Annotated in this window: 11 protein-coding genes and 1 pseudogene; 6 read left to right on the forward strand and 6 right to left on the reverse strand. The window is 59.1% G+C overall.

The features are described 5' to 3' along the window. Positions 1-14: 14 nt before the first annotated feature. Positions 15-191, reverse strand: coding sequence for a hypothetical protein (locus G9X67_RS30005; RefSeq protein WP_018071841.1), 177 nt, complete (start codon positions 189-191; stop codon positions 15-17). Between the two features lie 723 nt (positions 192-914). Here G9X67_RS30005 and G9X67_RS35185 point away from each other — a divergent pair. Next, positions 915-1,247, forward strand: coding sequence for a hypothetical protein (locus tag G9X67_RS35185; RefSeq protein ID WP_246705470.1), 333 nt, complete (start codon positions 915-917; stop codon positions 1,245-1,247). A 30-nt stretch (positions 1,248-1,277) separates the two neighbouring features. After that, positions 1,278-2,284 (forward strand): annotated as a pseudogene (locus tag G9X67_RS30015) (HWE histidine kinase domain-containing protein). Between the two features lie 56 nt (positions 2,285-2,340). Here G9X67_RS30015 and G9X67_RS30020 read toward each other — a convergent pair. The 4 genes from G9X67_RS30020 to G9X67_RS30035 form a co-directional block, all read right to left on the reverse strand. Then, positions 2,341-2,568: a hypothetical protein gene (locus tag G9X67_RS30020; protein WP_138334880.1), complete on the reverse strand. Its 228-nt coding sequence runs from the start codon at positions 2,566-2,568 to the stop codon at positions 2,341-2,343. A 373-nt stretch (positions 2,569-2,941) separates the two neighbouring features. Beyond that, complete coding sequence (locus G9X67_RS30025) at positions 2,942-3,868, reverse strand: manganese catalase family protein (protein WP_138334879.1); 927 nt, start codon at positions 3,866-3,868, stop codon at positions 2,942-2,944. A gap of 431 nt (positions 3,869-4,299) precedes the next feature. Further along, positions 4,300-4,461, reverse strand: coding sequence for a hypothetical protein (locus G9X67_RS30030; RefSeq protein WP_171600334.1), 162 nt, complete (start codon positions 4,459-4,461; stop codon positions 4,300-4,302). Positions 4,462-4,604: 143 nt separating this feature from the next. Further along, on the reverse strand, positions 4,605-5,672 hold the full coding sequence (locus tag G9X67_RS30035) for an AI-2E family transporter (protein ID WP_138388572.1): 1,068 nt from the start codon (positions 5,670-5,672) through the stop codon (positions 4,605-4,607). Between the two features lie 651 nt (positions 5,673-6,323). Here G9X67_RS30035 and G9X67_RS30040 point away from each other — a divergent pair. Continuing rightward, the gene (locus G9X67_RS30040) at positions 6,324-6,983 is read left to right on the forward strand and encodes a response regulator transcription factor (protein WP_171600335.1); all 660 of its coding nucleotides are present in this window, start codon (positions 6,324-6,326) and stop codon (positions 6,981-6,983) included. On the opposite strand, the gene G9X67_RS30045 is transcribed toward G9X67_RS30040, so the two are convergent. Further along, complete coding sequence (locus G9X67_RS30045) at positions 6,980-8,431, reverse strand: ATP-binding protein (RefSeq protein WP_171600336.1); 1,452 nt, start codon at positions 8,429-8,431, stop codon at positions 6,980-6,982. The two genes, G9X67_RS30040 and G9X67_RS30045, sit on opposite strands and share 4 nt — an antisense overlap. A 263-nt stretch (positions 8,432-8,694) precedes the next feature. On the opposite strand from G9X67_RS30045, the gene G9X67_RS30050 reads away from it, so the two are divergent. The 3 genes from G9X67_RS30050 to G9X67_RS30060 all read left to right on the forward strand — a co-directional run bounded on the left by G9X67_RS30050 (position 8,695) and on the right by G9X67_RS30060 (position 21,005). Continuing rightward, on the forward strand, positions 8,695-16,695 hold the full coding sequence (locus tag G9X67_RS30050) for a peroxidase family protein (RefSeq protein WP_210259037.1): 8,001 nt from the start codon (positions 8,695-8,697) through the stop codon (positions 16,693-16,695). A gap of 72 nt (positions 16,696-16,767) precedes the next feature. Then, on the forward strand, positions 16,768-18,531 hold the full coding sequence (locus G9X67_RS30055; protein ID WP_138334874.1) for a type I secretion system permease/ATPase: 1,764 nt from the start codon (positions 16,768-16,770) through the stop codon (positions 18,529-18,531). Then, the gene (locus G9X67_RS30060) at positions 18,528-21,005 is read left to right on the forward strand and encodes a cadherin-like domain-containing protein (RefSeq protein ID WP_138388576.1); all 2,478 of its coding nucleotides are present in this window, start codon (positions 18,528-18,530) and stop codon (positions 21,003-21,005) included. The genes G9X67_RS30055 and G9X67_RS30060 overlap by 4 nt, the downstream gene beginning before the upstream one ends. Positions 21,006-21,013 lie beyond the last annotated feature (8 nt).

The raw sequence follows: 21,013 nt of genomic DNA on the forward strand, positions 1-21,013 counted from the left end.
CCGCGGCGTTTCGCCTAGCTGCGTGGATGATCCCGTTTTGGCAACGAGGTTGCGTAAGCAGCAGCTTCGCCGGGGTAGGGGAAATCGTCCCCGAGCTGACGGTCGCCATCGTAGACTTTGAAGCTAGGCCCCTCAACTTCAACGATCTTATAGCCATTCACGTATTCGATCTTCGGTGTTTTCCAGCCCATCAAAAGCTCTCCAGTCGGTCCGAGGGTTGTCTCTGACATGGTGCCAAGACCTCATACACAGCGGTCTATGACCTATCAGGTGCTTCACGATTAGCCAACGCCGGTTCGATCCCGTTCAAAGGCGCTCTATCATTAACCGCATGTCCAAATGCTCAAGCTGCCACTACGGAATACCTTGCGTTGCGGTGGCCTTGATCCGGATCAGCGACAAGGCCACCCTGAGCTTAACGAATTGCTTTCAGGTCGTTGAACTGACCCCATCGCGGGGCTCCTTTGAAATTTGTTTGGACGTTCATCTGGCGGCACAGTGGTTGATTTTACTCTAGATCAGCTCCGGCGAAGATCGATGCGGCACGTGACCACTGCCTTGCCAGTCTTTGGATCGGTATCAACTGTCGTAAGACGCATGCCCGAGGCCCCGACCTTCTCGATCGTCATCTGTGCTTTCCGGTCGCCGTCGGTGCAACGGTCCTGGTCCGGCGGAACTTGCGCGAACGCCCCCGCGTTTCGTAGCGGAGGAGGAACACCCCATGTCAGTCCCATTCGAACCCATCGTGCCGCCGCCGTTTGTTCCGCCGCCTGACAACCCGCCGCCGGAGCCCGACCGCATCCCCGGCGAGGAACCTCAGCCCGATCCCGAACCAGATGAGGGCGCTGCCTCAAGCAGTCTGAAGTCGTCGCACTGCTCGACGTGGGGCTCCGTCCGAAGACAGAGTGTCGGACATGACGGAGTGGAGAGATAGTCTGCGTCTGGCGCTCGTCGATACCTTCGTCGTCGATGGGGCGAAGCAACAGGAAGTCTTCGACGCGATCATTGAAGAAATCGCCGGTTTGCGAACTGACTACGCCCGGACTCCCGATCGCCCAGGTGCGGAGGCCGAGGAACCGTCGAACAAGTGGCCAGACCTTACGATGTCCACGATCTCGCTCGCACGCTTCGGCGGCTGGCAGCTTAGCAGGCCTGAATCACAGGCGCTGCGGGAAATTAAATACTCCGAATTTCAGGAAATCCGAACACATCAGAACTATATAAAGGCAACCACCCTTCTCCGGTGAGTAAAGTTCCCTCCGACACAGAGAGATCTGGTGACCGATCACGAAACCGGCGACGAGCCTGACTGGAACCCCGAGCAGCTACGCAATGCGATCAAGGCCGCAGGCGTCGCCCTTTGGACCTGGAACGTCGACGACGGTACCTTCTTGATGGACGCCAAAGGATACGAACTCTGGGACGTCTCGCGAGGCAGCCCGCTGACATTCGAGCGGTTGTCGGCGAAGATTCATCCGGCCGACCGCGACAGGGTACGATCCGCCTTTGTCGCCACCCGAGTGCTAGCCGGCCCATACGAGATTGACTTCAGGATATTGACGGACGCCTCTGACGTCCGTTGGATCTCCGCTCGCGGTCAAGGCAACGACGCAGGCATCGTCGCCCGGATGATGTCTGGAATATTTTTGGATGTTACCGGTCGCAAACAAGCGGAAGAAGGGCACGAACTGCTGGCCGGCGAAATGAGCCACCGCGTCAAGAATCTGTTGGCGCTCGCTTCCGGTCTTACCGCTATCACCTCCCGGTCGACGACGTCGAAGGAGGACATGGTCCTGCAGCTCACGCAACGCCTGGCGGCCCTCGGGCGGGCCCACGACCTCGTCCGCCCGCTCAAGGGCGGACAAGGAAATGCCGCCCTTCTTGGAGATTTGTTCACGGTTCTACTCGCACCCTACGACGACGAAGGCGCGTTTGCGGGGCGCATTCGCGTCGCAGTTCCTCGTATGGGCGTTGGCGAGTCGTCGGCGACGAGCCTTGCACTCGTCATTCATGAACTGGCCACCAACTCCCTCAAATACGGTGCGCTCTCGGTGAAACGGGGACCTTGGACGTGTCTGGCGTTCTGGCGGAAGGTGAGGTCGAAATCGCCTGGAGCGAGCAGGGCGGACCCGTCGTCGTACCTCCCTTAAGTGCTGACGGTTATGGCAGCAAACTTCTCCATCGCGCAGTCACCGGTCAGCTCGACGGTTCGATCGGCTACGACTGGACCCCGAGCGGGTTGGTCGTCGTACTTCGATTAAAGGAAAACCGGTTGTCGGTGTGAGCGCCCTATTGGGGCTTCCTCTGTTGCCGGCCGTCGTTCGCTTGCCTGATGAACGGTCACTCGGCGGCTTGACGGAGGGGGTACTCTTGTGGGAGCTCCGCGGGAGCGATGATCTCGAATTCCGTGGGCATGGCGTGCTGATCGGTTCCCAGGAGCTCCAGCGTCCAGTAGTCAGGATCCTTACCGAAGACCGTGGAGACCTGAACGATCGTCGCTCGTCCGTCGAAGTACTTCGAGGATTTCGCCCAGTAAAACGCGCCGGGAACCAAACTCGTTGCAACCATGGAGCCCACTCCAGTAACCCGTGGACGATAGCAGAAATCCTGGAAATGAGAATGCCTCAGCTTGTTTAGATCGCCATTGGGCGGATAACGATCACCCGTCGACCCACCGAGCTTCCAATTCGCGTCTTCGCCGCCGACCCTCCGGAGCAGAGACCGTGCGGCGAAAGCTCGCCCAAGCGGGTGGCCTACAGTTCTGAGCGACCGCAGGCGGCGCGCGCTGGGCTCCTCGATCGGTGCTCGATACTTGGCCTCACGTCGGGCGTGTCGTCTGTCGTGTTGCTATTTCCCACGATGCTCCCCCGCTATCTCAAGCGTCGTAGTGTCACTGCTTGGCGGGCCTATACCGATATATCGGTAAGGCCCGCCGGAGCGGTCAACGCGACTTCTTGTAAAGCTGCTCGGCGATTTCGAACATTTCCTCCGGCGCGTAGTCCGGAGTGAAGGCCGAAGGCACGCCGACAAGCTGCTGAATCTTGCCGCCTTCAGGCATGCCGTCGACGACTTCGAGTTCGCCGGGAGGGTCGCCGGGGAGTGCCACTTCGTCATTACTCCAGATGCCGGCGATCTCCTTGTAGTCGTTCGGGCTCCAGGTATAGAGCCGACGATGCGAGCCTTCGTCGAGGTATTGCTGGCATTCCGGAATATTCGCAAGCGGGATGTTGGGGCAGGGAAGGAACTTCTCGATCTCCACGCCGGTAATTTTTTTCAATGCCAGCGCGTACGCGTGGGCATGAACGGAGCCACGAACGAGCAGATAGCCGCAGACCGCGCGGCCTGTCGGATCGGTCACCGTTTCGTAGACGCGCAGCTTGTGTAGGCGGGCGCCGCATTCGAGATGGAAGTTATGGAGCAGATCCAGGACCACGTTGCCCGTGGTCGTAATGAAGTCGTTGTTCCAAGACTGCCCGTTGCTGTTGATCGGCATTGCGCCGCCGCCACCGGATAGAAAGCTTGCAGCGAGACGGATCTCCTTCATTGCCTCGAAAGGTCCGCCCGAAATATCGCCGCCGTCACCTTCGTCGCCATCGGGAATATCTGGCCCATTGTTGAGCATGGCGACGCCGTTGCTGACGAGTTCGACGTGGCCGAGTTCCTCCGCCGTGATGCTGGCAACTAGGCTATAAAAGGGCCGAAGCTTCGATTTCGAGCGAAAGTTGAAGCTCTGAAACATGTAGTTTCCAAGCGTGGACATTTCGCCGTACTTTCCGCCAAGCAGTTCCTGTAACGCCGCTGCGGCATTCGGGTCGGCGGCTTTCGGCGGCGGTAGTTCTGCCTGCAATTGGTCGACGCGCATGAACATGATCGAGTTCCTTTCGGTTGGTGGAAATCAGCGAACCTTTATCGGTCGCCGTTGTTCCCGGAATTCGACCTCCCCACAGGAGGCATCCCATTGCTAGCCCGATCGGGAAGCAATTTGGTTCGATCGGGACCAGGGAATTTTCCTCGAAGGGCATCCGTCATATAACGAAGTGAAGGCGCTTGCCGAGGTTGTGATTCCCTGGCGCCTCGCAAGTCGGAGATCCGACGGATGCCGACACCATTGGGGGGACTGGACAGGTTGCAGCGTCAGAAGCCGCGGGCGCTTCGCACGGACTTCCCTCGGTTTGCGAATTCCGAAGCGTCCCTATTCCCCTGGGATAGCCAGATCGATGGAGAATTAAAGGTCGAACTCATCTTTAGTGACCCGAGGAACCCGAGTGACCAGGGATGCAAGTTCGCCGCGGCAGATGATCAGGTAACGATGATCATCAGCATGGAAGAGTAGCTCGAGCGCGCGACGCCCGTCGGCATGCTCAACTGCGTATTCAAGGCGAGTGATGTGATGACAATCGACAGTGACTGCCCGAGAAACTGGTTCATGTTGCTCGCCTTCAGATCGCGGATCGCCAGCATGTCGGCATCCGCAAATCATAAAGGAGGTATTGAGCTGACCTCAGCGGTCGTATGTCCTTGTTCCATTGAGCGGGGCGGACGACGCGCTTTGAGAAGCTGGCTGCCCCTGGCGCCGCCTCCGTTGGTTAAAAACTACAAAATTTCTATTCGATATCCTTGGTGTCTGGTTTCTCTGCGTTCTGCTGTTCGGCAAAAAGCGACCATGCAGCGATAAACAGGGCTGCAATCAGGGGGCCGATGACAAAACCATTGATGCCGAACAGGGAGATGCCGCCTACCGTCGAGATCAGCACCACATAATCGGGCAGCCGCGTCCCCTGGCCCACCAGTGGCGGACGCAGCAGGTTGTCGATTAGCCCTATGACAAATACGCCGACGAGAACCAGGATCGCTGCTTTCAACCAGGCACCCATGAGGACTAGCCAGATGGCGACTGGAACCCATACGAGCGCTGCTCCAATTGCAGGCAGCATCGACAGGAGAGTCATCGTGACGCCCCACAACAGGGCGGCCTCGACTCCCAGAGCCCAAAATGTCACGCCACCGATCGTGCCCTGAATGATCGCAATGATGATATTTCCCTTGACGGTGGCCCGAACGACAGCGGAAAACTTGTCGCGAAACTGCCGGGTATAGTCGTCGTTGAGAGGGATTGCATCTCGGATCGCGCGGCCGAGGTCAGCCCCATCCCGGAAGAGGAAGAAAAGCAGATAAAGCATGATCCCGAAGCTGACGAAGAATTGCAGCGTGTTTTGGCCAAAACTCAGCAGGCTGCCGGCGACCGACCGGCTTGCCTGTACTGCGCCTGAGGAGATGTTAGCGCGAAGTTCCGCAAAGCCGCCAAGTTTCAATGAGTTCAGCCAGTTGTCGACGAAGCCGGGCAACGCATTCTGAATCCGGACCAGATAGTCATTGAGGTCGATTTCGTTGCTGCTTATCCGTTGGTAAAGACTGGTGCCTTCCTGGATAAGAGAAATGAGGATAATCAATGCCGGCACGATGACGAGACCGATGCACATCAACACCGTCAGCAGGGCAGCGATGCCTCGGCGGCCTCCCAGCAAAAGCGCCAGTCGCATGTTCACTGGAAAGAAGATGATAGCAAGGATCACTGCCCAGAAAACAGCTGCGTAATAGGGGACAAGCAGCCAGATGAACGCGATCGTCACCAGCGCTAGCAAGACATAAAAACTCGTACGTTGGATAGACATGTCTGCCTTTTCGCTGGTCAGTCTCCACTCCTAACCATAGCCGCGTCACTGCATAAGGCCAACGCGAATCGACCTGCGAGGAACGTGGACCACCCGACTGGCGCACGGGAGACGTACACGTCCCCTAAGCCGTCGATAGCACGTCGGTAAAGACGGGTCCTGGCTCGAGCGTTTGCCGCCAGCCGCGCTCCGCGATTTCGCATCTGGGAGACCCTCACTAGCGAAAGCCCGCGCATGGGATAGTGCCGCGGTTCAGAAGCTCGGTGGCGCTCACCAGAACAATGCAAAGCAAAGCGCCTTCCAGCTGCGGCGCGGTGTCAACTGGATACGAATGCCCACCACCCGTACGCCGACGCCGCTGCGTTCAGGACGAGCGCGCCGGCTGCGGCCCAGCGCGTTGGATGGATTAAGACCATCGCCGCCAGTGCTACTGCCGAAATCGCAAAAGTCATCTTCCCTACCCCGTGAGGCCCCCCAACGTCCGCACCCCCATCTGATCAAGCGGGGTAACTAGTATCACCCCAGGTCGAGGGGTTACAGCGTGACTTATCGAGTACAGATAATATAGTAATACTAATCCAAACTGCTACGTGGACATAATACTGTTTTAATAATATTTCTAGCGCCATGTATTTTGCGTAGGGGCGTAATATGACTTCAGCATCTGTAGCGTTGATTGACGACCACCCCTTGATGTTGGCAGGATTGACTGACATCCTCAACAAACAGTCTCCATTTATCGTCGCCGCGACTGGTTCAACCGCAGAAGAAGCCTTAGATATAGGATTAAAACTGAAGCCGAATGTTTTTATTGTTGATTTGATGATGCCTGGAAATATTTTCGACACTATCACGAAACTCGTCGAAAAGATTCGGACCAAAATTCTTGTTTTTACAGCGATGACAGGGAGCGATTACGCCGTGCGCGCCCTTAACGCGGGCGCAAGCGGATATGTCCTCAAAGGAAGCAGCGCTCAGGAACTCATCCAGGCTATAGCAACCGTCCATCGCGGCGATATGTTCATCACCCCGGCGTTTGCCTGCAAAGTCATTGAGGAGCTTAAAATAGCCTCGCTCCGAAAAATGGCCGGCGGGGAAGTGAAGCTTAGCATACGGGAGGGCCAAATCATCAGGATGCTTCTGCGCGGATTCACAAACCGCCAGATTGCGACGGATCTGCAAATTGGCGAGAAGACGGTAAAGAACTATATGACGATCCTGATGCAAAAGTTGAACGCGCGAAACCGCCTGGAAGTGCTGATTGCCGCTCAAAAGCTCGAGGGGAGCAGGGACCCGGCTCTGCGCCACTAGATGCCATTGCCCTCCAGCGGCACCACGATCCGAAGTTCCGTTCCGAGTCCGATCTGTTGGAGGATGTCGACTCGGCCGCCGAACGCTTCAACCCGGTTGCGAATGCCCTGAAGGCCGAGCGGTCTGCGGCGTCCATTAGAGCTGCCGCTCGCAAAACCTGGACCGTCATCGCAAATGACGACCGTTATGGCCGACAGATCGGCTGAAGCGGACACACGCTGGTTACGACCTGCACCGTGACGGAAAGCGTTGTTGAGCCCCTCTTGAACTATTCGATATAGACAGATCTTCAACGGATGTGCGACACGCTCGGGCAGCCCGTCATATGTCGACGTGACCTTTGATCCGGTCGCATACTCGTGCTGTTCAACCGCCATACGCAAGGCCGCCTCTAAGGCCAGATGTTCGGTCTCCGGCATGACCAGCCCTGTCGAAAGCTCACGCAACTCAGTCAGGACCTGGCTTGCGATATGCGACGGCGCAAGGTCGGATTCCTTCACATCGGACGCGCAATCGAAGGCAGTCCTCGACGTGCCGGCCGTGCTGGCGGAACCCCCCAATCTGAGAATCAACAAACTGAGAAGTTGAACAGGACCATCGTGCAGGTCGGAACCGATGCGGTTCAAGAGCTGCTCGTTCGATTTCGTCGCATCCATGCGCGCTTTGTCGGCTGCCTTGCGAAGCTCGGTATTTTGCCGGGCCAGCGCCTGGGCCTGTGTCAGTTGCACCTTTAGCGTCGTTCTTTGACTGGCGATAATATTGCTCGCGCGCCGGACGATGAGGAAAAGCAGAGCCATGATAGCAAGGGTTGTTGCGCCGACGAGCGCCCATGTGTGACGCTGAACTCGGTCACTTTGGGCGGCGAACTCGGCTGCATCCTCGTAAAGCTCTCCGACTGCGATAATGTCGCGAGTACCGGACCGATAGATGGGCGCGTAGATTTCGACGAGCGGTCTATCGGCGGAGGAACTGTCAGCATCGCCGTCGTTATGGCCATTTTCAAGTTGTGCAACAACCTGTCCCGCGAAAGCCCGTTCGATCTCACTCGATGGAAAGGTCTTTCCAATGAGAGATTTGTCGGTGCTGTAGATCACCAGCCCGTCATGGCGCCAGATCCTGAAGCTCTCGACTCGCCGTGCGAGATCGGTGCCGATTAGCAGATCGTCCAGTTCGTTTCGACGCGCTTCGGAGACCTGCGGGTCGTTTTCGGATCCCTCAACGTGCCGCGCAAGAAAGCCCTCCATATAAAGGGCTCCGGATTCGGCCCGGCTTCTGAGCTGATTGGCGGCGATCTGCACGTTCAGCCATTCGCCAAGGATTGCCATTGAACCGCAGACGACTAGGCCGGCAACTATCAAAAATTGCGTGGTTAGTTCAAGGCGTTGCCAGAAGGCGACGATCCCGACGTTTTCGCCGCCAGACCTCTTCCTGAATGGGACGTAAGTCACATTTTTTCCGGGCCCAAGGTCCCGTCCTCCTGCAGACGAAAGTCCATGCATGTCGCCGGACCTTTGGAACTATCCCGTGGCCTCTCGGCGCGACAAGATCAATCATCGCAGAGAATGCTGAAGATTTTCCTATTGGCCGTTCATACCTTGGGCGCCCGAGTAGAAAATCTCTCGCAAAACAAACGATGCCTGCAAGCGCAGGGTTGGGAAGAAGCATTGCCGGAACGATAGCGGTTCCCGTGCAACCAAAGGGGAGAGTACAAATGGTTACCTATATTCGATCGGATCTCGATTTCATCTTGGCGCAGATCAAGATTGCGGAACGGCACGCCGCAGGCGAGCCGCTGTTCGGCCAGGGCGGTCTTATCCCCACCTACAACCTGGCTTGGGGCCTACGTACGGTCGATGGCACCTACAACAATCTCTACCACCCGGAATGGGGCGCTTCCGACAACGAATTCCCCGAAGGGTTGGGCACGGATTTCCGGACTATCATGGTGCCTGCTGGCCCGGGTGGGCCGCTTGTGCCGGTGAGCTATACGCCCGGTGTCGACAATGACGGGCCGGGAACCGCTGGCCCCAGTGATGTGTTCGACCCAACAGTCCGGACAATTTCGAACCTCCTCGTCGACCAAACCCTCGGCAACCCGTCTGCCATCCTGACTGCCTTGCAAAGGGCAGGCATTGTTGCCGGGCCAGACCAGATGACGGTCACCGCGCAGATTTCTGCGGCCTACGCCCCGCTCGTGGACGAATTCAAAGCCGTGTCGGACGCCCAGCGCGGTTATGCGGCAGCATCGGCCGCAGCCTCGGCAAGCCCGGCCAACGTTCCGCTGCAGGAGGCCGCCGCCGCCGCCGCGGCAGTCCTCGCGGCTGCCGAAACAGCACTGGATGCCGTCGATGACGAGCTCATGGCACTTCTTGTGGCCGCTGGCATCGAACTGGATGGTCCCAACGTTGTCATTACCAATACCGCGCCCGACGAGGGGCTGTCGGCACCGTTCAATTCCTGGTTCACGCTGTTTGGCCAGTTCTTTGATCATGGTCTCGATCTCGTCAACAAGGGCGGCAATGGTACCGTATTCATTCCGCTGCTGCCGGATGATCCGCTCTACGTTGAAGGCGGAAATACCAATTTCATGGTCCTCACCCGCGCGACATTGGCAGGACCAGGTCCGGACGGTGTCGTGGGAACGGGCGATGACACCGATCGTCCCGTCAATACAACCACCGCCTTCGTCGACCAGAACCAGACCTATACCTCACACCCATCTCATCAGGTTTTCCTGCGGGAATATGTACTCAATGCCGCCGGCGATCCCGTAGCGACGGGCAAGCTTATAGAGGGCGGCAATGGCGGCATGGCAACCTGGGCGGATCTCAAGGCCCAGGCCGCCGACATTCTGGGCATCCAGCTCGTCGATGCCAATGTCGGCAACGTTCCGCTTCTTGCCACCGATGCTTACGGCAACTTCCTTCGCGGCCCGAACGGCTTTCCGCAAATGGTGACGGCAAGCGGCCTTATCGAGGGCGATCCGTCCGCCAATGGCGGTCTCGGCGTTTTGGTTCCTGCCAATGCTATCCTGACCGGCCATGCCTTCCTCGCCGACATCGCTCACAACGCGGTTCCGACCGGACTTGCCGACGGTGACATCGAGATTGGCCTTGAAAATCCGGGCAACGAACCCGGCGTCTACGACAACGAATTGCTCGACGCGCACTATATCGCTGGCGACGGTCGTGCCAACGAGAATATCGGCCTGACCGCCGTCCACCATGTGTTCCATTCCGAGCACAACCGGCTCATGGAGCACACAAAAGCGGTGGTGCTGGCGACAGGCGACAACGCCTTTATTCAGCAATGGCTGGTCCCCGGCGCAAACATCGCCGACGGCGTTCAAGATCTCGAGTGGAATGGCGAACGGCTCTTCCAGGCAGCCAAGTTCGGTACCGAAATGCAGTATCAGCATCTGGTGTTCGAAGAATTCGCCCGCAAGATCCAGCCGAATATCAACGTTTTCCTCGTTCCGGACGGGTATGACGTCACGATCGATCCCTCGATCGTCGCCGAGTTCGCCCATGTGGTTTATCGCTTCGGCCACTCGATGCTGACCGAGACGATCGATCGGTACGATCCGAGCTTCAGCGAAAATGACATCGGTCTGATCGAAGGCTTCCTGAACCCGCTTCAGTTCGAAAACAACGGGACCGGCGCGACCGTCGATGCCAATATCTCGGCCGGTGCCATCATCCGCGGCATGACCCGGCAGGTCGGCAACGAGATTGATGAATTTATCACCAGCGCACTCCGTAACAACCTTCTCGGACTGCCGCTCGATCTTGCGACCATAAACCTGGCGCGTGGCCGCGACACAGGCGTGCCCTCTCTCAACGAGGCCCGTCGGCAGTTCTACCTCGCCACCAACGAAGATTCCCTGCTCAAGCCTTACGAGAGCTGGGTCGATTTCGCCGGCCACCTCAAGCACGAAGCCTCGATCATCAACTTCATTGCAGCCTATGGGACGCATTCTCTGATCACCGGAGAAACGACGATCGAGGGGAAACGCGACGCAGCGCTGACACTGATCACGGGTATTGCCACAGGCAAATTCGCGACGATGGCTGGGTTCGTGGTCCCGGCCGACGCGGTCGACTTCCTCAATGCAACCGGTGCTTATGCGGGCGGTTCACTCGGCGGGCTGGAAGATATCGATCTCTGGATCGGCGGTCTGGCCGAAGCGATCATGCCTTTCGGCGGCATGCTGGGCTCCACCTTCAACTTTGTCTTCGAGATACAGATGGAGAAGCTCCAGAGCGGCGACCGCTTCTATTATCTACAGCGCCTCGACGGTTTGCACCTGTTCGGCGAAATGGAGAACAACTCCTTTGCCGCGATGATCATGCGCAACACCGACGCGACGCATCTACCATCCGATGTGTTCTCGACCCCGGGCCTAATCCTGGAAGTCGATCAAACGCGACAATTCAATGACCTCGACGGTGACGGCGTGCTCGAGAGCAGCGATCCGACGGGAAGCGGCATCCTGACACCGTTGGTGATCCGTAATAATCCGGTCACCGTCGGTCCAGACGGCAATTATCTCCGCTATACCGGCGGCGATCACATTGTCCTCGGCGGTACTGATAATGCCGACATTCTCGTTGCCGGCATTGGCGACGACACGCTCTTCGGCGATGCCGGCAACGACAGGCTCGAAGGTGGTTTTGGCAACGATATCATCAATGCCGGCGACGGCGACGACATCGTGACCGACAGCGGTGGTGACGATAATTTCAAGCTCGGCGCCGGCAACGACGTGGTTCACGCCGGCCCAGGTCTCGACCTGGTCATGGGCAACGACGGCCAGGACTTCATCTTCCTCGGCACGGATATGGGCTCGGAGGTCTTCGCAGGCACAGGCAACGACTTCATCTACGGCAACCGAAACGCCGAACGAATCCTTGGTAACGAGGGAAATGACTGGATTGAGACCGGCACCTTCGACGGTGCCCCCGGTGACAATTTCGATGAAATATTTTCTCACGACCTGATTGACGGGCACGACGTGTTCCTCGGCGATGGCGGGTTTGACGAGTTCATCGGCGAAGGCGGCGACGACATCATGGTCGGAAGCGCTGGTCGCGGCAAAATGGTCGGTATGTCGGGCTTCGACTGGGCGACCTACAAGGACAATGTCCTCGGAGTGAACGCCAATATCTCGATACCGATCATCTTCGACGAGGCCCCGATCCTGCCAGAAAACGCCGCTCTCGACGAGTACGAGTCGATTGAAGGCCTGTCCGGTACCCGGTTCAACGACGTGCTCACCGGCTCGGAAGCTCTGGCGGCTGATCGCCTGCCGGCACCACAAGGCGGTACAGAAGGTTATGCCGGCAGCGCGCTCGACGCCGACGGCATCGCCCTCATCAATGGCCTTCAGGCATTGCTCGGCGCCGGAGTGACCTCATTTTCTGCCGGTGACATCATCCTCGGCGGTGATGGCAGCGACGTCATGAAAGGCCTTGCCGGCGACGACATCATTGACGGCGACAAATGGCTCGATGTGCAGATCGGCGTCTTCGCGCTTGAGGACGTCAATCATACCGGCACACCAAGCGAACTGGTCAACAGCATGACGGCATTGGCGGCTCGCATGTTCAACGGGACGATCAATCCCGGTCAACTTGCGATCGTTCGGACCATCCGGACCGATACGACGGGCGGCGATATCGACACTGCCGCCTTCCAGGGCGCCCGCGCCGATTATACGTTCGGCGCAACCGCCGATGGACAAGTCACCGTCACCGACGTCACCGAGATCAACCTCGACGGCTCCGACCGACTGCGCAATGTGGAGCGGCTCCAGTTTACCGATGGAGCTGTCGGCCTGATCGTCGGTACGGAAGCCAATGATGTTCTCAACGGCACCGCTGGCGATGATCTGATGCTTGGCCTGGGTGGTAACGACACCCTGAACGGTGGCGACGGCAACGACATCCTCGTCGGTGGCCCCAGCACGGCCAGCTCTTCAGGCAGCTACGCCGATAATTTCAACAACACGGCGCAGAATGGAACGAGTGGCGCAACACCATGGACGTCGTCCTGGGTCGAGACGGGCGACAATAGCGGCACAAACAGCGCTTCGGCAGGCCAGATCCGTATCGACGACGGCACCAATCAGCTGCGCCTGCGCGATGACGACAACGATCCAGGCAACGGCACGGCGACGATCACGCGAACGGTAAATCTGTCGGGGGCGTCGACCGCCACCGTCAGCTATACCTTCAATGAGAACGGCTTTGATGGAGGAGAGACGGTCACGGTGCAGTTCGCCGCCGACGGGGTCAACTTCAATCAGACGATCCAGACCATAGACGGGAATTCCGGCAACGGATCGAGGGTCAACATTCCCTTGAACGGGCCGTTCGGCGCCAATTCGGCGATCCGCTTTGTGGTGGCCGGCACGAACAACAACGGCGATTTTGTCGGTATCGACGACTTGTCGATCGCTTTCTCCAGTGCTGCCGAGATACTGAACGGCGGTGCCGGTAACGATACTTATGTCATCAATCTCGGCGACGGGTTCGATATCATCAACGAAACTAGCGGCAGCGACCGCATCACGGTCGGAGGAACCGTGCCACCGGCGCTGCCGGCCGCCCTCGACGGGCTCAACATGTTCGAAGTGACGACCGGCGGCGGCAACGACGATCTCGTGGTCCAGTTCAACGGCCAGCAAGCCACCGTCACTGATCACTTCGACACAGTCGGCGAGGCTGTAGAGTTCATCAACTTCAATGGCAGTACATTCGAAGGCTACGCTCTGACCGGCGACTATGCACTGAGCACGGATGATACCGGTGAGCGGACTGCCGCAGTCGGCATCAATACGGCGCTGGCAGGCACGACGGGTAGCGATACGCTGACCGGCAATACCGGCTTCGACCTGCTCTTCGGCCATGACGGCAACGATACGCTCAATGGCGGCCTCGGTGAGGATCTGCTCGTTGGCGGTATCGGCAGCGACACACTCGACGGCGGCGACGATATCGACACGTTGGTCGGCGGCGCCGGAAACGACACCTATATCGACGACACCGGCGAAGATCTGATCGTCGAGGCCACGGGTGGCGGAACCGACACGGTCGAGACGACCGCGGCACTCTACACGCTGGCGGCCTTCGCCAATGTCGAGAACCTGACCTATACGGGTGTCGATGCCGACCAGTTCGTTGGTACTGGCAATGACGGCAATAACGTCATCACCGGCGGCGATCTCGCTGATACTCTAACAGGCCTTGGCGGTAACGACACGCTGAACGGCGGCCTTGGTGCCGACACCATGGTGGGTGGTATCGGCGATGACATCTACGCCGTCGACGATGCAGGCGACGTGGTGACGGAACTGGCGGCAGGCGGCACGGACCGGGTCGATGCCAGCATCGACTACACGCTTGGCGCCGAGGTGGAGAACCTCAATCTCAATGGCGCGGCGGTCACCGGTCGCGGCAACACGCTCGCCAATACGATCAACGGCAACGGCGCCGCCAACCAGCTCTTCGGCGGAGGCAACAACGATACGCTCAATGGCGATGACGGCAATGATCTGCTCGACGGCGGCGAAGGCAACGACACGCTGAATGGCGGCGACGACAACGACACGATCATCGGCGGTGCCGGCAATGACACCATCGATGTGGGCGGTGGTGTCAACACCATCATCTACAGTGCGACCGGCTTCGGGGCTGACAGCATCAGCAGCTTCGACGCCACCGGTGGAACGCCGGCGACCCAGGATCGCATCGACCTTAGCGGACTGGGAGTAACGGCGGCGAACTTCAACAACCGGGTGTTCGAAACGGCCAGCGGCGCCAACACGATCATCACCATCCGCGAGAATGGACCGGCCTCGACCATCCAGGGCACGATCCAGATCAACGGTGTCAATAATGCCGGCATCGATATCTCCGACTTCACGCTCGCCACTGCCGGCAATGTGATCACTGGCGCTGCAGCCGGACAGACGCATAACGGCACCGGCGGTGCCGACACGATCAACGCCCTCGGTGGCAACGACACGGTCAATGCCGGAGCCGGCAACGACATTGTCAACGGCGGGACAGGCAACGACACGCTGAACGGCGATGCCGGTGACGACACCTTCAACTGGAACGCCAACAACGCGGCGGCGGCGTCACTGGCCAATTCCGATGGTCGCGATGTCGTCAATGGCGGCACGGAGGGCCAGGCCGGTGACACCTTCGTGATCACAGGCAATGGCGCAGTCGCGGAGACCTACCGCATCTACACCCGCGCTGCATGGGACGCTCTGGCCGGCAATAATGGTGCAAGCCTCAATGCCGCAACCGAGATCGTCGTGACGCGGGGAGCCAATACCGATTTCGCCACCTCCGTCATTGCCGAGTTGCGCGAGATCGAGGAGATCCGCATCAACGGGGCCGAGCCGTCCGGAGCTGGCACGTCCGGCGGCGACACGTTCCAGGTGATCGGGGATTTTGGCGGGACAAGTCTGCGGCTGAACACCATCACCATCGACGGTGACGCCGGTGACGATACGATCGACATTTCGGCTCTGACCTCGGCGCATCGCATCGTATTCCGCTCGAACGGCGGCAACGACACGATTGTCGGCACCTTGCGGCCGCAGGACGTCATCGAACTGCCCGCAGGCGCGACTGCCGATGACTACGAGGTCACGACTGACCAGAACGGCGTGACAACGATGACAGGCAACCAGCATAGTATTCGCTTCACCAGCGAGGGCGGCCTGCCGCAATTCAACGGCAATGGCGATGACGAAACCGATACGCCGCCGCCAGCACCGCCGACACCGCCGACTCCCGAAGCAACAACGGGAGCCCCGATTGCTGGTACTGCCGCAGCCGATGTTCTTCTCGGCACCGCAAGCGGAGAAATGATCGTCGCATTCGGCGGCAATGACGTGGCAACCGGCGGTGCCGGCAGCGACATCATGCGCGGCGATGACGGTGACGATCTCCTCAGTGGGGAGGCCGGCAACGACATGGTCTTCGGCGGCGCCGGAAACGACGACCTGCTGGGCGGCGCCGGCAATGACATGCTCTATGGCGACGCTGGATCTGACCGCGTCTTCGGCGATGCCGGCGACGACATGATCCAGACCGGTGCCGGCAACGACACCGCCCATGGCGGCGACGGCAACGACATGTTCGTCGCCGAAACCGGCGACGGCGATGACGTCTACTATGGCGATGCCGGCAGCGACACGCTGGATCTGGCGGCGATCACCGCCAACCTGACGGTCGACCTCGGCAGCGGCTTCATGGGCAGAGGAAATGCATCGAGCAGTCAGTCGGGTAACGATACGCTCTGGAACATCGAGAATGTCGTGACGGGCTCCGGCAGCGATACGATCACTGCCAACGCTTCCGTCAACATCATCGACGGCGGGGCAGGAAATGACAAGTTCCTGTTCCGTTCCGAAGCGGACGCCGACGGCGATACGATCATAGGCTTCCAGCCCGGAGACAAGATCGACCTCAGTGGCACTGACGCCAACAATGCTCTCTCCGGAAACCAGGCCTTCACCTTGGTAGCCGCCTCGACACTCAGTGGCCCTGCGCAACTGATCGTCACGCACGAGACCCGTGCCGACGGCGACTATACGGTCGTGCAGGGAAGCGTCGACGGCGACAGCAGTGCCGAACTCCGCCTGAACATAAAGGGGAACCACAACCTCACCACTTCGGATTTCAACCTGTAATCCGTGAGATGCAGCGTTCCGGCTTTGCCGGAGCGCTGCATGCGCCAACATCAGCAAGAAATGGTGAACGACATGCGTCCCAAGACTCCGTTGACCGGCAACAAGCGCAAACAGGTCGAGAAACTGACACAAGGACTTCGGGGAATATTCGTATTCCTCTTCATCACGTCCGGCGTCATCAATGTTCTCGCGCTGACCGGTTCCTTCTACATGCTGCAGATTTACGATCGTGCGTTGACCAGCGGCAGCGTTCCCACACTGCTTGGACTTTCGGCACTGGCGATCGGCCTCTATCTGTTTCAAGGATTCTTCGACATCATCCGATCGCAGATCCTGGTTCGCATGGGCGCTCGGCTCGACAGCCGCATCGCTCCCATGGCGCATCAAGTGGCAATCGACATGCCGCGTTTCGGTTTTTCGACAGCAGAAGCTCTGGAGCGCGGGCGCGATGTCGATACGGTTCGGGCTTTCCTCGGTGGCCAAGGCCCAGTCGCCCTATTCGACCTTCCTTGGGTACCCCTCTATCTGATCTTCGTCTACATGCTTCACCCCTACCTGGGTGCGCTCACCTTCGCCGGCGCCTTCGTCCTTTCCATGCTGACGATCGCGACGGAACTCATGACCCGTCGGCTTGCAAGCGCCACACACAGGTCGGGAATAGAGCGCAATGCGATCGCCGATTCCAATGCCCGCAACGCCGACATCCTGAAGGCCATGGGATTTGCGGGACGAGCGGTGGATCGTTTCAACCGCGCCAATCAGGATCATCTCGAGCTACAGACCCGCACGAATGACATCAGCGGCACATTTGGGGCCATATCCCGTGTGCTGCGAATGATCCTGCAGTCGGCCGTTCTCGGTCTCGGTGCCTGGCTGACGATCCAGGGCGAGCTATCGGCTGGCGCAATCATCGCCGCTTCGGTTGCCTCGGCGCGCGCGCTTGCTCCCGTCGATCTCGCCATTGGAAATTGGAAGAGTTTTGTTGCTGCCCGCACCGCGTTCATTCGGCTGAAGGAGACGGTCATAGCACTGACGGGAACCACACCTCCGATGACACTGCCTGCACCTGCCCACTCGCTGAAGGTGGAGAAGATGACCGTGGCTGCTCCCGGCTCTGGAAGGGTCCTGCTCAGTGAAGTCAGTTTCGAGATCGCTGCGGGACAGGCGCTCGGTATCATAGGGCCAAGCGGCGGCGGCAAGACGACGCTCGCACGCGCGCTGACCGGCATCTGGCCGACCCTTCGCGGTAGCGTCAGGCTTGACGATGCTGAACTCACGCAGTGGTCGGACGCCGATCTCGGTCAACATGTGGGATATCTGCCGCAGGATGTGGCGCTGCTCGATGCGACGATCGAAGAAAACATATCCCGGCTGGAACCAGAGGTCGACGCCCGTGCTATTGTCGACGCGGCCCAAACGACAGGCATTCATGAGATGATCGTGCGAATGCCAGACGGCTATCGCACAGCTTTGGGTCCTCAAGGCGTTTCGCTTTCGGCCGGGCAGCGGCAGCGCATCGGCCTTGCAAGGGCACTTTATCGCAATCCCTTCATCGTCGTCATGGACGAACCCAATTCGAACCTCGATGGGGAGGGGGAGATGGCACTCACCCAGGCGATCAAGGCGGTCCGCGCCCGCGGCGGCATCGCGATCGTGATCGCCCATCGACCCAGCGCTCTCACGGCGGTCGATACGGTTGCTGTTATCCAGAACGGAAAGATGGTGGCGTTCGGTCCGAAGGACGAAATCCTCAAGCCATCGGCGACAGAAACCTTCAGCAGACCCGCGGGCGCGACTCAGGTCGGGTCACGCATCACAGCGAGGATGTCGGAATGATCGAGGTAAAGGGAACAAAATCCGCCAAGATAGAAGACGATCCGCACGACCGGTATGTGCTCAAGTCCGAGGACAAACATTTAAGGGTCCCGCTGTTTTTTTCGCTCCTTTTGACGGGATTCGCGCTCTATCTGAAAAGTGCTCTGTCAAGCCGGCAAGAGGCCCCGGATGCAGAACAGCAACCGGCCGACGACCTTCCTGACGCCGCGCCGGTAATCGACACCAGCACGACCGGCTCCACGGTTCAGCCGCAGGACGAGGCGGATGAACGGGCACCAGCGGCAAGGAAGGCGGTGGTTATTCCACTCTCCAACCATAAAAATGCCGTGAGTTACCCTCTGACGGAATCCCTGCCTATAGAATTCAACCGGATCAACTTGCCAAGTTTGGCGCTGCTGAAAACCTTCAACGGGATCTCTGTTTCATTCCATGCATCGAACGACAATGTCTGGACGGCTCCGAAGCAAGCACTTTCGGTTGTGAGACCTCCTCCGTCCAGCGGAGATAAAGCCCGTCCTTCCAATGCCCAACCCGCAACCGAAAAGGCTGCCAACCGTGCGCCTCGCGTCAGCGGTCCGGTCACGCTCGCGGATGTTTCCGGTTGCGCAGGTGCGTTGATCGGTCTGGTCGATCTTCTGCGAGGCAGCGTGGATCCGGACGGCGACGCGATGTCGATCAAGGACATCAGCGTATCTTCGGGCCGACTGGTGCAGACAGCCGGCGGCTGGACATATGATGCCGCCATGCTCGGCCCGGTGACCATCACCTACCAGATCAGCGACGGCAAGGTCTCGGTGTCGCAGACCGCCCAGTTCTCCGTCGTCAAGCCGCCGCCTATTCTCGGAACGGCTGGCGACGACCTGCTTGTTGGCAGCAGTTGCGGCGACGACATCGGTGGACTGGCCGGCAATGACAACATTGACGCCAGGGACGGTAGCGACACTGTGAGCGGCGGCGATGGAAACGACAACATCGTGGCCGGCAGCGGGAACGATATTGTTTTCGCGGGTGACGGCGATGACGTTGTTCTTGCCGGATTGGGCGACGATCAGATCTGGGGAGGTGCAGGCAACGACCGCTTGTATGGCGAGGAGGGCAGAGACAGCATCTTTGGCGACGCTGGCGATGATGTGCTCAGCGGCGGTGCCGGCAACGATATGCTGCTCGGAGGTGACGGCCACGACATCTTGACTGGCGATGCCGACAATGACGTCATCGATGGCGAAGGTGGCAACGACAGGCTCGACGGCGGAGACGGTAGGGATATCCTACTCGGGCACAAGGGCACCGACAGCCTCGACGGCGGCGCCGGCGACGACGTGTTAAGCGGCGGTGACGATCGCGACACGGTCAAGGGAGGCTCAGGCGATGACGCGATTATCGGCAATGCTGATCGGGCAAACGACGGTTATGACGGTGGATCGGGTATTGATGTGCTCGATTATTCAGCGCTCGCCGAGGCGGTAGAGATCAATCTGGCAAACGGTACAGCCTCCGGCGCCGAGATTTGCAACGATACAATCTCGAATTTCGAAATCGTGCGCGCCGGTTCCAGCGATGATTCAGTCACGGGCAGTGCAGAGGCCGAGGAAATACACGGCAACAAGGGAAACGATCATCTCCGCGGCGGCGCCGGCACGGACCTCGTCGAAGGTGGTGACGGGGATGATATCGTTGTCGGTGACGCTGATGGGGCGGCAGACAGTTACGATGGTGGAAACGGCATCGACACCCTCGATTATTCTGCAGCCGTCCTGTCGATTGTCGTTGATCTCGTCGCCGCAAATGCAAGCGGGGCCGAAATTGGCAACGACAGCATAAGCAGGTTCGAAGTCATCAAAACCGGCGAAGGCGACGACATATTGCGCGACGATGAAGACGTCGATTGCCTCTCTGCCGGCGACGGTGATGATGTCGTGGTGGCGGCTGCCGATGCGTCGGATGACGACTACCGAGGTGAGGAAGGTCTCGACACGATCGACTATTCGCAGGCCGCACACGGCGTGCTCATCGACCTGAATACCGGCACCGCCACCGGTTTTGATGTCGGGCAAGATCTCATCGACGGATTCGAAAAGGTCGTGGGCGGCGCAGGCAATGACGTCGTCCGCGTCGGGTCGGCGGCCGTTCTCATCGAAGGCGGAACTGGCGATGACACGTTCGAGTTCAGCGTGCCGGCCGGCGAAAGCAGCGCCGATCTCGTTCATCAGATCCTGGATTTCATGGTGGGAGACCGCATCGATGTATCGAAGTACAAGATCTTCGAGGAGGTCATGGACGGCCTGGAGGAACGTTTCGAGAATATTTATGGCGAAAAGGCTGCTGCAGAAGCCCTGCCGATCCGGGTTCGCCATGAGGTAACGGACGAATTGAGCCAGACCTTCATCGAAGTCGATATGGACAAGGATCAGCATTACGAAATGACGATCAATCTTACGGGCCACCACTTGCTCGTGATTGTCGAGAATGCATGAAAAACGGC

This window comes from Rhizobium sp. WYCCWR 11152 (assembly GCF_013087615.1).
Classification (GTDB): domain Bacteria; phylum Pseudomonadota; class Alphaproteobacteria; order Rhizobiales; family Rhizobiaceae; genus Rhizobium; species Rhizobium indicum.

Coding starts and splice junctions, on each gene's coding strand:
- G9X67_RS30050 (WP_210259037.1), top strand. CDS start 8,695: ATGGTTACCTATATTCGATCGGATCTCGATTTCATCTTGGCGCAGATC.
- G9X67_RS30055 (WP_138334874.1), top strand. CDS start 16,768: ATGCGTCCCAAGACTCCGTTGACCGGCAACAAGCGCAAACAGGTCGAG.
- G9X67_RS30035 (WP_138388572.1), bottom strand. CDS start 5,672: ATGTCTATCCAACGTACGAGTTTTTATGTCTTGCTAGCGCTGGTGACG.
- G9X67_RS30020 (WP_138334880.1), bottom strand. CDS start 2,568: ATGGTTGCAACGAGTTTGGTTCCCGGCGCGTTTTACTGGGCGAAATCC.
- G9X67_RS30005 (WP_018071841.1), bottom strand. CDS start 191: ATGGGCTGGAAAACACCGAAGATCGAATACGTGAATGGCTATAAGATC.
- G9X67_RS30025 (WP_138334879.1), bottom strand. CDS start 3,868: ATGTTCATGCGCGTCGACCAATTGCAGGCAGAACTACCGCCGCCGAAA.
- G9X67_RS30060 (WP_138388576.1), top strand. CDS start 18,528: ATGATCGAGGTAAAGGGAACAAAATCCGCCAAGATAGAAGACGATCCG.
- G9X67_RS30040 (WP_171600335.1), top strand. CDS start 6,324: ATGACTTCAGCATCTGTAGCGTTGATTGACGACCACCCCTTGATGTTG.
- G9X67_RS35185 (WP_246705470.1), top strand. CDS start 915: ATGACGGAGTGGAGAGATAGTCTGCGTCTGGCGCTCGTCGATACCTTC.
- G9X67_RS30030 (WP_171600334.1), bottom strand. CDS start 4,461: ATGCTGGCGATCCGCGATCTGAAGGCGAGCAACATGAACCAGTTTCTC.